The organism is Flavivirga spongiicola (assembly GCF_030540825.1).
Taxonomy (GTDB): domain Bacteria; phylum Bacteroidota; class Bacteroidia; order Flavobacteriales; family Flavobacteriaceae; genus Flavivirga; species Flavivirga spongiicola.
In genome coordinates this window covers 3,477,673-3,494,302 of record NZ_JAUOEO010000001.1, presented here as the reverse complement: position 1 = coordinate 3,494,302, position 16,630 = coordinate 3,477,673, and the positions used below count along the sequence as shown (strand labels likewise).

Sequence of the window (16,630 nt, the reverse complement as noted above, 5' to 3'; positions counted from 1 at the left end):
AAATACTTTGAACACATATATAAGTACATGCAAGCAAGCATGGAAGTAAAACTATTGATTTTCTCATATGTCTACTTTGATTTAATAATTGGTTATCTGCATTCACCAGTAATTACATTAACTGATTCTTAATTTTGGTGTATCTCATGAGTCCCTCAAGAAAATAGTAATCAGCATAAATTAATGTTCCATCTCTTTCCGATTTTCTTATATAATTACCTGTAGCATGTTTAAGAACAAAGTCTCCATTTGTACCAGGTTCTGCAAAATATTCCGGCGAAGCAAGGCTATTAAGGATTTTTTCTCCTGCTTCAAAATACTTTTCCCCATCTTCTGATAATTGTGATAACTCTATCAATCCAGAAGCTAAAATAGCAGCTGCAGATGCATCTCTAAGAGTAGGTATTTCAGGTGCATTATAATCCCAATAGGGTATCATATCTTTAGGCATGTTAGGATGGTTCAAAATAAACCCTGCAATTTTTTCGGCTTGCTCTAAAAATTGTTTATCCTTTGTTTCTCTATAAACCATAGTAAACCCATATAATCCCCAACTTTGTCCTCTACTCCATGCTGCAGTACTCGGATCGTTGTTCCCATTATTCCAGTCTCTTTTTCGAAATTCACCAGTTTGCGCATCAAAATCAACGACATGCGAGCAACTAAAATCTTCTCTATACTGATGCTCCATCGTTTTAATGGCATGATTTACAGCAATGTCATAAAACTTAGAATCTCCAGTAAATTTTGTAGCAGCAAATAGCAGCTCTAAATTCATCATATTGTCAATAATTACCGGATACTGCCAATCTCTATCTGGTCTGGGTTCCCAAGACATGATTGCCTTTACTTTTGGATTGTATCGCTGTATAGCCGATTTGGCTGCCTGAACGATAACGTCTTTGTATTCAGGCTTTTTTGTCAACTCATAGCCTCTTCCATAACTACAATAAATCCTGAAACCGATATCATGGTCACGAATATTGTACTTTTCTTCATCAAGTAGTTCTGTTGCAAATTTTGCCTTTTCTAACAGATTTTGATTTCCAGTTTTCTCATAGGCTATCCAAAGATTACCAGGATAAAATCCGCTCGTCCAGTCTCCAATATGTCTAAAACCTCTTTCGATGGATCGAGGCAATCTTTTGGTTTGCTCTATAGAATCCCAAGCGTTATTTAGGTGTAAAACTGTTTTTTTAAAAAGATTGTCAACGTCTGTTTTTGACAAACTTCTTGTTATATCAGGCTTTTCTAGTGATGCTTCTTTAGCTCCTGATGAGGTTTTCTTGCAAGACCATAGGAAGATGGTGCATAATAAAATACATACTAAATTAGCACGGTTGTTGTTTTTCATCATAAAATTAATGAATTATTTAAAAATCCAAACAGCCTCAAAAATTCTCGTTATTTGAGGCCGTGGATCATATTTTTATAACGTTGACACTATTATCAACTTAGGAAGGTTTTCTGGAGTCCCTGTATCTTTAGAACTATACCTAATTCTTTTTCCTGACGTATCAGCAGAAACCGTCATACGAATGGAAAATTTACCATCGCTATCATTTTTCAATGTATCAGTTACATCATATTCATGTATAGTAGCACTTGGTGGTGCAGGTGCAGCACCAACAGCAGCGAAAGTACCAGTAACGAATGGTGTAGCATCAAAAACCGGAGCATTATCCCATGTAAGTACAGTTTCATCCCAACTATCATCTCCTGTGATGTGATGTATATTTTGCGTTGTTGTACCACCAGCATTTGTTTCTGCATCTGTCCAATCGTCAGTAGCTGTAAAAACAAGCTTAGCAGAAATTACTTTTGAAAGATCCACACCACTTATATCCCAACGAGATAAACTATGACGATTATTTTTATCGCCATTATCTAATGGATCGCTTCCTGAGCTCATCTGGGTAGAACTACCAATTCCTCCTCCTATTATATCTCCGCTACCACTTCCTGCTCTAATAATACCATCAGCTTCAGCAATCAACTCTACTGTTGGTAAATCATCTTCAGTAATAGTCAGAGTATATTCGGTAATTGCTCCAGATAAAATATCTGTACCAAGATTAGTCATGGTTAAAATTACAGTTTTATCAGTTTCTGCTACCGCATCATCTACAGGCATAATATTTACTATAATTTCTTCTACGCCTACGCCAAAACTTATTGGAATAATTCCAGCTACAGCATCAGAGGTAAAATCATCTCCTGCTACTGCCGTTCCTGATAAAGCTAAATCAAAGGTTCCTGCATAAGGGGTTGGCTCAGCAAATTGAAGTGTAATAGTATGCATTGTATTTGCATTTTCACTTATTGAAGCTGAAGCTACATCAAAGCTAACTGTTGGGGGTGCTTGTTCATCATCAAGTACAGAAAGTGCAAACTCAGCATATACTTTATCACTTCCCGACCCTATTTCTTCTTCAGCCAGAAATACACCATCTCCTACTAAATTAGTTAAACCATATTTAACCTCTCTATCTCCTGTGAAGTCAGAATTATTACTAATTACAAAGCTTAAATTAGTTTGCTTAGTACCTTTAGAGATCTTAAAACTAGTTCCAGAATTACCGTCAGAATCTGTTATAGTAACTTCACTCCCATCTCCTTCCAAAACGACAATATCAAAAGATACATCATTAAAAACATTTTTGGTAGCAATTATTTCTAACACACCTGCCGCTCCACCTTCTGTAGCTTCTGTGTCTGTATTGAGAAATCCTACTGCTGCACTTGGCTCATGATCTATCCCCAAATTAGTTTCATCTTCTTCACATGAAATTAAAAAAAATGTTATCAGAATACCTAAAAAAACACTAAAATTAGCCCTCTTTTTATTAAACTTAAAATATTTATTTTTCATTTTATTTCGATTTAAAATAATAATAATTTTGTCTACCTATACCCGTTATTAGTAGGATCTGTATTAAGAATAGCTGGGTTTTGACTAATTTCAGCCGCAAAAGGAATAGGAAATAATACGTGTTTTGACTGAACCTCAGCTGCTGGAAAATAATCAGCAGCGACATCAACACCATCAGCTGCTAAATCTACACCTGCCTGTCTAACAGTTTCTTCTAATATTCCCCATCGAACTAGGTCCGGACGTCTTTGGTTTTCAAAGCATAACTCCCAGCTTCTTTCGTTACGTATTTGCTGTCTAAAAGTCTCACCTGCTCCTCCTGTTAAATCCACAGATACATCTGGAGAATTCGGATCAAGCATTCTAGCTCTACGTCTTACCTGATTTATAGCATCATAAGCTGAGGATAAAGAGATTCCTCCTGGTAACGCCCCTCCGTTTTCTAAAGTTTCATTAACACTTTCTGCCAACATTAAGAGAACATCTGCATAACGAACAATAGGCCAGTTCATAACATCATAATTATTATTGGGAGATAAAGTAGGAATCAAATATCTTCTAAATTTTCCTACACCATAAGTTAATTCATTCGTTTCTGCTATAAAGTTATCGCTACTATTTATTTCAAATTGTGCAATAGACCAATCCCTTCTTGCCGTATCATCAGCTTCAAAAGAAGCCAAAAACGTAGGTAAGGGGTGTCTTCTTGGTGCTCCTCGTTTAAAGGTTGATCTTGTATGCTGGGTTATTCCATGCCAAACACCTACCGTACTGGCATCAAATCTATCATCACCTATATAAGAAAAGTGAATTTCCCACATACTCTCTTTAAGGTCATATACATTTTCTGATAAGTTTTTGAATACTTCTGGAAACGGATGATCGAATGGAGCTCCAACTGCAGGATTTTCAATGACCGAGTTTAGTTCATGTTCACCACTACTAATCACTGCCCACGCTTGTTCTGCTGCTTTTTCATATTTAGATGTATCTTGTATAGGGTGTCCTGCCCATGTAAGATAAATTCTTGCTAGTATTGCCTGAGCTGCTCCCTTATTTATTCTACCTGGTGTACTTACTTGTGAAGCGTTTGGTAAAAGCGGAATAGCTTTTAACATATCTGATTCTATTTGTTGGTAAACATTTACTTTTGGAGACCGCTCAATTTGCAAATCTGCTAAAGTAATATCTGATTCTAGCCTCAATGGAACATCTCCCCAATTTTTTACGAGTTGAAAATACATGAATGCTCTTAAAAAATAGGCATCTCCTAATACCGTGTTATAGGCATCTAAATCTGAAGTAATCTGATTTTCTTCTGCTTGATCACGCAGCGGTATCACTCTATCAATAAGTAAGTTTACTCGATTAATACCATCATAAAACCTGCTCCATACACGCCCTACCCAAGCATTAGATTCTTGGATCTGATAATTTGATAATAAATCATCGTCTTGACCACGACCTTGTCTCCAATAGCGTTCTTGATCTGTACTCGTATGATAATATAGGAGGTAACCACGTCCATAAAGATCTTCAGTCCCTAGAACATCATATACTCCAAATAGACCAAGTTCTGCAGATGCAACATCTGTATAAAAATTATCACCAGTAAAGGCAGAAAAGACTTCTTCTTCCAGTTCTTTTTCACAGGATACTGATAGCAATCCTAGTATTATAGCGCAAAGCACAAACTTGTATTGTTGATTTATTTGCGTCAACCAATATGTGTTTTTAAATTTGGTTTTCATATTATATATTTTTTTAAGTGAACAGATGTTTTATTAAAATGAAACAGATAAGCCTCCAATAATAGTTCTACTTCTTGGGTAGGCTCCAAAATCAACTCCTGAAGTAAGTCCACTACCTCTTGTACTCACTTCCGGATCGTATCCTGTATAGTCCGTCCAGGTCACCAAATTTTGACCCGTAGCATATATTCTAAGCTTCTGAATCTTCAATTTTTCAACTAACTGCTTAGGAAAAGTGTATCCTAGAGAAACTGTTTTTAGTCTTATATATGAACCATCTTCAATATACTGACTTGTAAGCACCTCTGTATTATCATTGATACTACGGAAAGTCGCAGCAGCATTTTGTTCGTCTGTATTAGTATCTCTCCAACGGTTTATTATTTCAGGAACAAAATTTCTATGAGAGTTTAGTCCTGATGTCCATAATGCTCTATTGGCATTGTAAATATCATTGCCATAAGACCATTGTAGAAAAACACTTAAATCAAATCCTTTATAAGAAAAATTATTTGTAAGTCCTCCAAAAAATTTAGGATTAGGATTACCAAGTACTGCTTTATCGTCTTCATCAATAATATTATCACCATTTAGATCAACATATTTTCTGTAACCGAGTTCTTCATCTCCAAATGAAACATTTATTAATGCATCTCCATTGGTATCAAAATCTTCAGCTCTATACAAACCATCATCAATATAGCCATACATTAATCCAAAAGGCTGACCTACTTGAGTTATAAAATCATTTGCATAAGGATCCTGACTTACAGTCGATGTTGACCATGATGAACTACTAAATAAAATATCGTCTTCAACTAGGGATAATGTTTTATTACTTGGAAACGTTATATTAAAATCGGTGGTCCATTTAACGCCTTTGTCAACATTTACAGTATTTAAGCCTAACTCGATACCCTCGTTGCGAATCTTTCCAATGTTTCTAAATACAGTAGTAAACCCTGTATTCGCTGGCGTTGGTGCTTGAAGTAGTAAATCGTCAGATTCTTTTCTGTAAACATCTGCAGTAATTGACACATTACCATTAAACAATCCTAAATCTAAACCTAAATTAATTTGTCTTTGAGTTTCCCATTTTATATCCGGGTTTGCTAAATTAGCCGGAAAGACACCTGCAGCTATAGCATTTTCTAATCCATAAGTAGTTGTATTTAAGAGTGCGGTAGAAACGAAAGCTGGAATTCTATTATTTCCAACTTCTCCCCACTCGAACCTTAGTTTCCCATTAGAAATGACATTAGAATCATTCAAAAAAGATTCATCAGAAAATCGCCATGCTGCCGAAACAGAAGGGAATACTCCAAATTTATTATTGGCACCAAACCTAGAAGATCCATCTCTTCTTATCGTACCTGTTAAAAAATATTTACCGGCATAGTCATAGTTAATTCTATAAAACAGTGATATTAACCTGTTTGTTGGCACACGTACTGAAAATGGAAAACCAGCCTCGGTAGCAGCTCCTAAGTTGTCTATACCCAGATTTGGTTCTGGAAAAACACTACCTGATGCAGCACTTGTTTCGTCGGTTATATCTTGATAATCAAAACCAAGTAAGGTTGTAAAATTATGATTGTCTAAAATTGTTTTTTTAAAGGTCAATGTAGACGTAAACAATTTATTAATTCTTTCTCTGTTTCTAATCTCTCCACGAGTAAATCCATTCCTTCTTTCAAAAGCACTATTTACCTTATCAAAAGATTCTCTTCTTTGGTTCAATTTTTGAATACCTCCGCTAACTTTTAGTTTAAGATCATCAATAATTTCATATTCTAAAAATCCATTAAATAACAATGTACTTCTTTCATCTTCTCTAATTTGCGTCCTTGCATTTACTAAAGGATTGGTTATTGGCGCACCTTCTTCTGTATCTGGATCTTCAGGAAGTCCTAATAATTCTTCATTAGATATAAATAGCCCGCCTGTTGGTCTACCTTGCACTATATCTTTTAACAAATTAAATCTGGCTGAACTCGTGCTTCCACCATCTGTATCAGGATTCAAAATATTTGATGATGTACTTGTTCCCGAAATTCTAGAAGTGGTATATGATATGTTTACACCCACTTTTAACTTATCAGAAATTTTTTGGTTGAGTTTTACTTTCGCATAAGTCCGGTTAAATGCACTATTCTCTAAAAGCCCCTCACCATCATATTTAGATAATGACAAATTGTATTTAGTTTCTTTAGAACCACCAGTTACAGATAAGCTATGACTTTGTACTTCTGTTTCTCTATATGCTTCTTCTTGCCAATCAATACCTTCAATACTCGAACCATCTGGTCTTTGATATGCGCTTAATGGCCCATACCTATTCGCTGCTTCATCTGGATCTACTTCATATCTTAAATCTACAAAATCATACGGTGAGAGCACATCTATCTTAGTTGTAATTTTCTCATAACCAATAAAGCCATTATATTTAACTTCTGTTTTTCCAGAAGTTCCATCTTTGGTAGTAATTAATACAACACCATTCCCCCCTCTAGCTCCATAAATTGCAACAGCCGAAGGTCCTTTTAATATTTGAAATGATCCAATATCTGATTGGTCTATAGATGACAAATCGAAATCTTCAATTGGAAATCCATCTATAACATACAATGGATCACTAGATTGGGTTAAAGATCCTGTTCCTCTAATTTTAATACTTGTAGGCGCTCCTGGTCTACCTTGCGATGAAGTAACTTGCACACCAGAAATACGACCTGCTAAAGCACCATCTACCGATCCTACAGGAGCCACATTTAAATCTCCAACATCAACCGAGCTAACAGAACCTGTAAGGTCTCTTCGCTTTTGAGTACCATATCCTATAACAACAATCTCATCAAGTTTCTGTGAATCTTCAGACATAACAATATTGACGACTGATTTAGTGTCAATAGTCACCTTTTGAGTTAAAAAACCAATATAACTAAACGTTAAAACACTACCCTTTTTGACATTTATATTATAATTCCCGTCAAAATCTGTTGTACCCCCATTAGATGTACTTCCTTCTTCAATAACATTCACACCTAAAAGGGGTGCTCCACTAGTGTCCGTTACAGTTCCAGTTACTTTTATTATTTGCCCTATTTCCTGTGCATAGGATGAAAATCCCAGAAACAAAATAAAAAAAGCTAAAGTCCACTTTTCTTTTAAGGGTTTAAACAAGTTTTTGTACTTCTTTTGCATAAAATTTATATTTAAAAGTTTATTCTGTAAATTTAAGAGCGGGCTTAAAAAAACGTGCTAACAAATGTTTCTTTATAAAGGTTTAAATGTTACTTTTTCGCGATGAAATGTTAGTGTTAATCAATATAATACTTAAATATCATTAAAAAGAGCTTTAATTATTTGAGGCTTGTAACAAAAAAGGAAACCTATGCTTCTTTAATAATAAATAACTTCATCGGGTAATGTATCAATAACCTCCTGCTTTTCAATCTTATCATTTATTATTTCAATTAACATCGTACTCCCAGGAGTTTGGTGCACATACTTTTTAGCATTCATTTCAATACTTCTATTATTAAAGCTTATCGCCCCAGCACCTTCCTTTTTGCATATAAAGCTAGCTGGTTTGTTTTCATCTAGCTCAACACTAATTTGCCAACCATCAATCTGTAACTTACCACCCCCTAAATAACTCATAGGCATAAATTCATTTTCTTTTGCTGTAACTTGTAAGATGGCTAAAAAGCGTGTTTTGGGCAATTTCTCTGTATCTGTTTTTCCGTGCCAATGATTCTTATATGTTATTCCTCTCTTCCAACCGTTACCTAACCAATCCACAGCTGGCGCATGAAACTTATTGGTAACTGTATTTTTCAAATCATTATTACTATTATATAAATGAAGTGTTCCTTTACCTTTTTTGTTTTCCGTATAATATGAATTTTCACTTCCGGCCAATGTATCTTTACTATGTATTAACCATGACCATGTTACTGGTTTATTAGCTTCAAGTTCATCATAAATTACAATAATATGATCTTCCAACATCATAGTATGTCTTCTAAAACGCGTTACTCCCGGGTTACCAAATCCATTTTCAGGCGTATGATGTACATCCCATTTTTTAAACATCTTAATAAGCTGGTCTCTCATCGTACCATTATATGCATTACTGGCATCACCTAAGGCGTAGCTTATCTTTTCACCAGTGGCAAACCTAGCAACCCATCCATATCCTTCTGTTGTATAGGCTTGCCCTATACCATCAGCCAATACACCGTTATGGGCACGTGTATGCTTATAACTTTGTAATGAATGATGATCTGCCCAGCTTGAATAATATCCCGTTCGAAAAAACAAGGGCTCTCCCCCATATTGGATATTAAACGTATTCTGACTCGCTTGTGAATGACCTACCATACCAAATGGAGACGATCTAAAGGAAAACATCAAGTTACGATCAGGATTTAATAAATCAGTGTGTGTTGTCACTGTTCCCACATCTGCAAAAACTTTGCTACGTGAAAAATCTGTCTGATGATTCCTTTTAGCATTTAGAGGCAATGGTTGGTACATATACCAAAACAGGTTCCCGTTCTCATCCAATCCCATAGGTAATCTACTTTCTTCATCGGATGCCTTTCGAATCCCTCTTGTTTCTGGAGTTCCTAATTTTTTTCCTAAATCAATATATTGCCTTGCATAAGGATCTCCTGTAATGTGAGCATAGGCCATTACAAAATCCATGGTATTCTCTTTTTTTACATCTGCATTGTCACCATAACTACCGGCAATATGCCCTACTGGTGCTGTATAAGCTAAATAAGCGCCAACATTTTGATACCAGGGATGATCAAAATAATTGACTCCAGTCATACGAGTCATTATTATTGGCATAATAAGAAGCGACCCTTTGTTTGCATCAAAATAGCCATTTCCAGTAAACCACCCGCCATCATTTCTACTACCTACTGGTGCTTTCATCGTCCAAACTTCATAAATATACTCTACCCATTTTTTAGCTTCTGGTACATCGTGCACTAAAGACAACGCCGTCCCCAAAAAGGTACGTAAGTGAAATTGCCACATGTGGCTATCTAAAATGTAATGCTCTGCTCTGTGAAGAAAGTGATGGTATGTTTTTTTCTGTGATACTATCAATGTTTTCTTGATATATTCTTTTTCATCATCTTCAAGGTAATCATAGCATACATCATAAATACCAGCCAATATATTAAGATAGAAACCATCTGTAAAATCATTGGAAACGCCTTTTTTTACAATATCAAAATATTGTTTCTTCAGGTAAAAATACCTTCTTAAAGACTCTTCTACATACTTCGCATCTCCAGTCACTAAATAAGCTTTAAGCATACTCTCCAATCTAAATTTATGTCCTCTATAAATTTCCTTGGTTCGTTTATCAATAAATCTATTGTAATCTACCTTATTTATGCTCGTTCTTTTTTCTGACAAGACAGCTTCATCATGGTATATCAGCGACTTGGGAAAGGTTTTTCCCAAAAAACCATCCATCTTATTAATAAATATAGTCACAGCCTTCTTAGGAAATGGTAATTTACCTATTTGATCTTTGGTAGCAAGTACACGTGGATGGTTTCGTGGTATATTTTTGATCACCTGACCAATAGGAGGAGAAACGAATTTTCGTTCTTCACCCGTGACTTCAAATGTCATGACTTCAGACCAAGTTTCTATATTAGTCTTTTTGTCAATAACGGCATGTTGCCAATACCATGTCCCCAAATTCAGTTCTTGGTGAGGATTAAAAAAACTCCATTCTCTTGCTTCTGAAGTCATCGTGGTTGCATCTTTAAATTCTGGATCTTTTGAAACCCTTCCTCTATATAAAAATCCTTCTTTAAACTCATAAGTATTATACCCCTTCTTTTCTTTAACGACTGGAGACCATAACATCCATGGTGAGTTCACTTCTATTTTGCCGCTTTTCGGAAATGATTCTAATTTAACCATGGCATGAATGAATTTTTTATCAATATGCTTTTCGGCTTCTAACGAAGTCACAACATTAGTATCCTTATTAATACACGATTGCATTATAAAAATAAGGGCAAGACTGAGTCTGAGGTAGTGTTTTTTCATAACTTTCATTTCCCCGATATTACAGATGGGTTATTTATATAAATATTCAGCTTACTAATTTATATAGATTCATAGCAGTTTTAACAGTTCCATGTTACATATAAAGGGTATCAATGTTCCATTTAAAATAATATCTCCATTTGACCCAACAAAGAATAGTACAAAACTTTATTTTTAAAACCTCAAAACTTATCATATTATGAATCAGATAACCTTGACACTTCTATGTCTTATCAGTTTTTTAGGGTGTAAAACTCATAAGGAGCATCAAACAAAACTGATCTATTCCTGTAATTTTAACGCCCCTTCAGACTTATCCAATTGGGTTATGGAAGGGCCTGGAATAGCTACAATTCAAGACGGTAAGTTGTTATTGCATTCCAAATACTACGATGTTACTTCAGCATACTACACTCAAAACGGAGGTCACTTCTCAGGGTTAGGAGCAAATTTTTATGAAGCGGTGGAACCTGCCATGAAAAAGGATTTAGGTTCGGAAATTGAAAAGTATTATGTCGATGGGGTTTTCAGAGGAGGTCACTTAGTTTATTGGAATAAATTCAAAACCCCCGAAAACTATATTATCGAGTGTGAATTTCAAAGTTTGTCTGAAAACGCATTACATATGCTTATGTTCAGTTGTACTGGAAATCAAGGACAGGATGTATTTGACAACGCTTTAAAAAAACGTTTTGGGGTTGCCGCACAATACACCAAAAGTGATTTACATAACTACAGAATCTCATTTTTTGCTCCAGGCAGAGGTACTACTAACATGCGTAAATGTCCAGGTCGCATACTTACTATCAAAGGAGAAGATCTAACTCTCAAAGATTTACAAGGGAAGCATCATTTGAAGATTATTAAGTATAAAAACACTGTTGAATGGTACATTAACAATACGCTTAGTTTTCGATATCAAGATACAAACAAACACCTCAAAGGCGGTCAAACTGCCATTCGACTTATGGTTCCTGCTAAAGGACTTTATGATAATTATAATATTTATGAGATTATAGATTAATCAGAAGTACGAAACTCTTTGATCAGAGCTTAACTCTATCTCTCAGCTAATAAAACGTCAGGTCTCTTTCTTAAAACATTATAACTTTACTATGAAGGTTAAAGCTGCAAAAACTGTGACTTTTTATTAAGTTTCAGCATACATAGCATCGAGTAGCCTCTCCTCTAGAAGCTATAATGTGTCCACAAATATTGATGAATAGAATATAATAGTTAAAAAGATGTAGGCACTTCTTAAACTCGTGAAGAGGGAGAGCTAAACTAAAAAAGTAAAGAAGCTCTATAGTTTACTACAGTTTTAAGTTATAATAGGTTTTCTAATATAGAATCTGGGATAATGAAACATATCTACTTGTTTTATGACACAAATGATTCTCTGTAAGAATTACTTTAAGAATTAATTTAGCAGAAAACATTCAAGTTTAGACACAATGATATATAAAGTCCTAATTCGTACTATTTTGATCGGTACATTTTTCCAGATATGTGGGCCAGTTATAGCTCAGAATGAGAATAGCCTTAAATGGGAATCCATTGATGGTATTTCAATTCCTATACCTCCATCTGAACATCCAAGGCTCTACTTAAGAGCTAAGGATATTCCAGATTTAAAAAAGCGAATCTCCAACCCCAAACTCCAGTCTATTTGGAATGAGCTGGTAAAAATGAGCGAAGAAGAAAGCGTAGATGATGGTAAGGTAAAAGGTTGGAGAGATTATGTTAAACAGCAAGGAGTAACGGTTCGTTCTGAATTGAATGCCATACGTTATTTAACCACAGGTAAAAAGGTATTCGGGCGTCAAGCCATTAAAGATATACTCACTAAAATGCAAAAAAGCGATTGGCCGCACGTACAAGACATTGCCAGGGCTTTTGGTCGCATGATGGTGTCTGGAGCCATTGTTTATGATTGGTGTCATGATCTTTTGACCGAAAACGAAAAACAAGCCTTTATAGCTGAATTTCTGCGCATGGCCAAAAGACTTGAATGCGGATATCCTCCCGTAAAACAAAGTTCGGTTACTGGACATTCTTCAGAATGGATGATTATGAGAGATCTGTTATCTGCGTCCATAGCAATTTATGATGAATTTCCCGAAATGTACCATCTGGCAGCCGGACGTTTTTTTCGTGAGCACCTTCCCGTCAGAAATTGGTTTTACCCTGGAGAAGCTTATCATCAAGGTGCTGGCTATAGCAAGGTAAGACAGGCAGCAGACTTATATCCGCTTTGGATATTTGATCGTATGGGAGCTGGTAATGTGTATAATCCATCTCAACAATATATTCCGTATCATCATATTTATAGTAGACGTCCTGATGGGCAATTTCTTGCCAGTGGTGATGTTAATTATTCACAAGGTAAACCAACATCCATGGCATTGGTAGGGTTATTATCCGGAAGCTATTATAAAGATGAATATGTTAACAATGAATATTTAAAAAGACCCAATATTGATAGTAGGGATAAGCTATTTGAGTTTTTATGGAAAGACACTGAACTTGGAAAAAAGACACCTTCAGATTTACCTTTAACTAAATATTTCGGAGCTCCTTATGGATGGATGATTGCGCGTACAGGCTGGAACAAAAAAAGTGTTATAGCCGAAATGAAAATAAACGAATATCAATTTAACAACCATCAACATCTGGATGCAGGTGCATTTCAAATTTACTACAAAGGCCCACTTGCCATTGATTCTGGTATTTATTCCGGATCATCTGGCGGGTACAATAGTGATCACAACAAAAACTATTTTAAGCGCTCCATAGCACACAATAGTTTGCTGATTTATGACCCCAATGAAACATTTAAATCGTCAAGCTATGGCGGATCCCGAAGAACACCTTTTGCAGCTAATGATGGCGGACAAAGAATGCCTGGTGATGGATGGAGTCCTCCGGTAACATTAAAGGATTTGTTGACCAAAGGCTATAAGACTGGTGAGATTTTGGCACGAGAGTTTGGTCCTGACCTTCTTAGTCCAGATTATTCCTATTTAAAGGGTGATATTACAAAAGCGTATAGCAAAAAGGTCAAAGAAGTTAAAAGGTCGTTCACTTTTTTAAATTTAAAAAATGATACTATTCCTGCTGTATTTATTGTTTTTGATAAAGTGGTTTCATCTAACCCTTCTTTTCAAAAAACCTGGCTTTTACACAGTATAGAAAAACCAAAAATCAGTAATAATGAAACAACGTTATCACTTACCGAAAATGGTTATACCGGAAAATTAGTCAATACGACTTTAATTCCAGAATTGGATGATCTTGAAATAAAATCGGTAGGGGGTCCTGGTAAAGATTTTTGGGTACGTGGTACAAACTATAACAACACTCCTACCAAACGACCAGACATTGCTAATGAGAGAGGTGCCTGGAGAATAGAAGTCACACCCAAAACCGATACGCAGGAAAACTATTTTCTTAATGTCATGCAGATAATGGATAATGATAACAATACTCATTTATCTGTCAAAAAAATAGACGGAGAGCACATTCTGGGAATCCAGATACAAGATAGAATTGTATGCTTCAATAAATGGTTTCAATCAATGGATCAACCATTTAGTTTTAGCATTCAAGAAAATAAATCATACAAGATTCTATTGACCGATTTAAAACCAGGGCATTGGCAAATTATAAAAGACAATGAGATGTTCAAAACTTCTAATACTGTAAATGAAGACGGAACCTTGTATTTTGAAGGTACTGGTGGAAATTATAAACTGATTAAAAAATAACTTAAAACAAAAAAGAATGCTTAAATACTATAGATCAATCGCTGCACTTATATTAATTGGCTTACTGATGGCATGCCAGAGCAAAAAACAAACAAATTACAGTGAAACTGACTGGCTAACCAAAAGTGTTACCACAGCAAAAGAACAACTAAAACTGGCAACAGCCGCATACGAACCAGGTAAAAACCCACGTTCCATATGGCCCAGTGGAGAAACTAGGATTGCGCCAACGAGAGATTGGACCACGGGGTTCTTTCCGGGCTCATTGTGGTACATGTTTGAAATAAGTAAAGATGATTTTTTCAAGGAACAGGCTAATAAATTTACAACAGCATTGGATACAATACAATATTTCACTCATACACACGACTTGGGGTTTATGCTCTACACCTCGTTTGGGAATGGGTATCGACTTACAGGGAACAATGATTATAAGACTGTTTTATTAAATGGTGCAAAAACGCTTTCTGGTAGATTTTCTAAAACCGTTGGTTGTATAAAATCTTGGGATTTTGCACCATATAACTTTCCAGTAATCGTGGATAACATGATGAACTTAGAATTATTAATGTGGGCATCAAAAAACGCAAATAACAACACATACAAGCAAATGGCTCTTTCGCATAGCGATACAACGTTAGCTAATCATTTTAGAGCTGATAATAGCTCTTATCATGTAGTGAATTATAACTCAGAAACAGGAGAAATAATCAAAAAAATGACCCATCAAGGCTATGCTGATGAATCGTCATGGGCAAGAGGTCAGGCTTGGGGATTGTATGGCTATACTATGATGTATAGAGAAACTCAAAAAAAGGAGTATCTGGAACAGGCAAAAAAAATAGCGGCCTTTATAATGAATCATCCAAGGCTTCCTAAGGACAAAATTCCTTATTGGGATTTTGACAGTCCACGAATTCCACATGCTTATCGTGATGTTTCTGCTTCAACTATTATGGCCAGTGCCTTATTAAAACTAAGCACCATTGTTGATGATGGTGATAAATATTTCTCACATGCTGAAGCTATTCTTAAAAATCTATCAAACGAGCAATATCTTGCTAAAATTGGAGAAAATGCAAATTTTATTCTAAAGCATAGCACAGGACACCTTCCTAATTACTCTGAAATTGATACCCCTATCAATTATGCCGATTATTATTTTTTGGAAGCACTAATTAGATATGCTGATATTACCAATCGTGATTTATCTAAGATTTAATTCTCATTGGACTTTATAAAGTACATTTATTTACTCTAACCCTAATTTTTAAATGAGGCTGTCTAAAAAGTGTCATTCTGAATATTACCGAGAAACAAAATATATTTTGTTTCGAAGGTAGTAGCGAAGCTGTGAAGAATCTCTAAAAGCATAAGATTCTTCGCTATAGCTTGTACTGAGCGTAGTCGAAGTGCTCTGAATGACAAAATTTATTACTTTTTAGATAGTCTCATTTTTCTTTTTTTATTTATAATCGTATGTTAGAACGAAACCTTATTTCTTTTCCAATTTAATACTATTGGAATCTCTGCATACATTTACTCTAGATAGTTATAATTTTTTGACAATCCCAAGATTCCCCATACCTACTGTGGTATTTCTGCTGCAATCATGATAGCTAGTGCTTTAATAGCTATGTCTTATACACCGCTTAAGTTTGTTTTTTAACTCAGTTCTTTGTTGTTGGTAGTTTTTTATCAAAAAGGAGGTATATAGTAAAGAAAAGGATAAATGAAAGTTACAGCACAATAAAGAAGAGATCCAAATATGTAAAATCCAAACCTAAATTTAAAAAACTTTACTTTATCATTAAAATAATAAAAATTAAAAATTTCAATCAAAATTCCGCTTGAATAAAGAATGTTCGCTAATATTCCCCAAGTTAATATTCCTATGATTTCCGTAATTCCAAAATAGTTAGGAGATAATACCATAAATGATATCAATCCAGATATGCCGACAACAACATTAAAGGTAATTCGTTTTTTTTCCCACCAAACAATTGTTTCGTTTAGAAGATTCCAATCAATTTTTTTCATATAATTTTAGTAGAAGTATTTTAAATTACCTACAACAAAGATATATAGTTAATGTTAACTATATATCTATTATATGCTCACTAATATAATAAACCTTTAATCTATGTAAA

9 protein-coding genes are annotated in these 16,630 nt (G+C 35.0%); 3 read left to right on the top strand and 6 right to left on the bottom strand.

Features of this window, described 5'->3' with window-relative positions:
• Positions 1-112: 112 nt before the first annotated feature.
• The 5 genes from Q4Q47_RS14100 to Q4Q47_RS14080 all read right to left on the bottom strand — a co-directional run bounded on the left by Q4Q47_RS14100 (position 113) and on the right by Q4Q47_RS14080 (position 10,713).
• Positions 113-1,357: a glycoside hydrolase family 88 protein gene (locus Q4Q47_RS14100; protein ID WP_303307289.1), complete on the bottom strand. Its 1,245-nt coding sequence runs from the start codon at positions 1,355-1,357 to the stop codon at positions 113-115.
• A 72-nt stretch (positions 1,358-1,429) separates the two neighbouring features.
• The gene (locus tag Q4Q47_RS14095) at positions 1,430-2,872 is read right to left on the bottom strand and encodes a DNRLRE domain-containing protein (protein ID WP_303307288.1); all 1,443 of its coding nucleotides are present in this window, start codon (positions 2,870-2,872) and stop codon (positions 1,430-1,432) included.
• Positions 2,873-2,904: 32 nt separating this feature from the next.
• Positions 2,905-4,623: a RagB/SusD family nutrient uptake outer membrane protein gene (locus tag Q4Q47_RS14090; protein ID WP_303307287.1), complete on the bottom strand. Its 1,719-nt coding sequence runs from the start codon at positions 4,621-4,623 to the stop codon at positions 2,905-2,907.
• A gap of 33 nt (positions 4,624-4,656) precedes the next feature.
• Positions 4,657-7,827 carry a SusC/RagA family TonB-linked outer membrane protein gene (locus Q4Q47_RS14085; RefSeq protein ID WP_303307286.1) on the bottom strand — a complete coding sequence of 1,057 codons (3,171 nt, stop codon included), beginning with the start codon at positions 7,825-7,827 and terminating at the stop codon, positions 4,657-4,659.
• Positions 7,828-8,025: 198 nt separating this feature from the next.
• Positions 8,026-10,713, bottom strand: coding sequence for a DUF4962 domain-containing protein (locus Q4Q47_RS14080; RefSeq protein ID WP_303307285.1), 2,688 nt, complete (start codon positions 10,711-10,713; stop codon positions 8,026-8,028).
• A 199-nt stretch (positions 10,714-10,912) separates the two neighbouring features.
• On the opposite strand from Q4Q47_RS14080, the gene Q4Q47_RS14075 reads away from it, so the two are divergent.
• The 3 genes from Q4Q47_RS14075 to Q4Q47_RS14065 all read left to right on the top strand — a co-directional run bounded on the left by Q4Q47_RS14075 (position 10,913) and on the right by Q4Q47_RS14065 (position 15,702).
• Positions 10,913-11,737: a DUF1961 family protein gene (locus Q4Q47_RS14075; protein WP_303307284.1), complete on the top strand. Its 825-nt coding sequence runs from the start codon at positions 10,913-10,915 to the stop codon at positions 11,735-11,737.
• A 430-nt stretch (positions 11,738-12,167) separates the two neighbouring features.
• Positions 12,168-14,480 carry a heparin/heparin-sulfate lyase HepB gene (gene hepB, locus Q4Q47_RS14070; RefSeq protein ID WP_303307283.1) on the top strand — a complete coding sequence of 771 codons (2,313 nt, stop codon included), beginning with the start codon at positions 12,168-12,170 and terminating at the stop codon, positions 14,478-14,480.
• Between the two features lie 16 nt (positions 14,481-14,496).
• Positions 14,497-15,702: a glycoside hydrolase family 88 protein gene (locus Q4Q47_RS14065; protein ID WP_303307282.1), complete on the top strand. Its 1,206-nt coding sequence runs from the start codon at positions 14,497-14,499 to the stop codon at positions 15,700-15,702.
• A 476-nt stretch (positions 15,703-16,178) separates the two neighbouring features.
• Here Q4Q47_RS14065 and Q4Q47_RS14060 read toward each other — a convergent pair whose 3' ends face one another.
• Positions 16,179-16,520: a hypothetical protein gene (locus Q4Q47_RS14060; RefSeq protein WP_303307281.1), complete on the bottom strand. Its 342-nt coding sequence runs from the start codon at positions 16,518-16,520 to the stop codon at positions 16,179-16,181.
• Between the last annotated feature and the right edge of the window lie 110 nt (positions 16,521-16,630).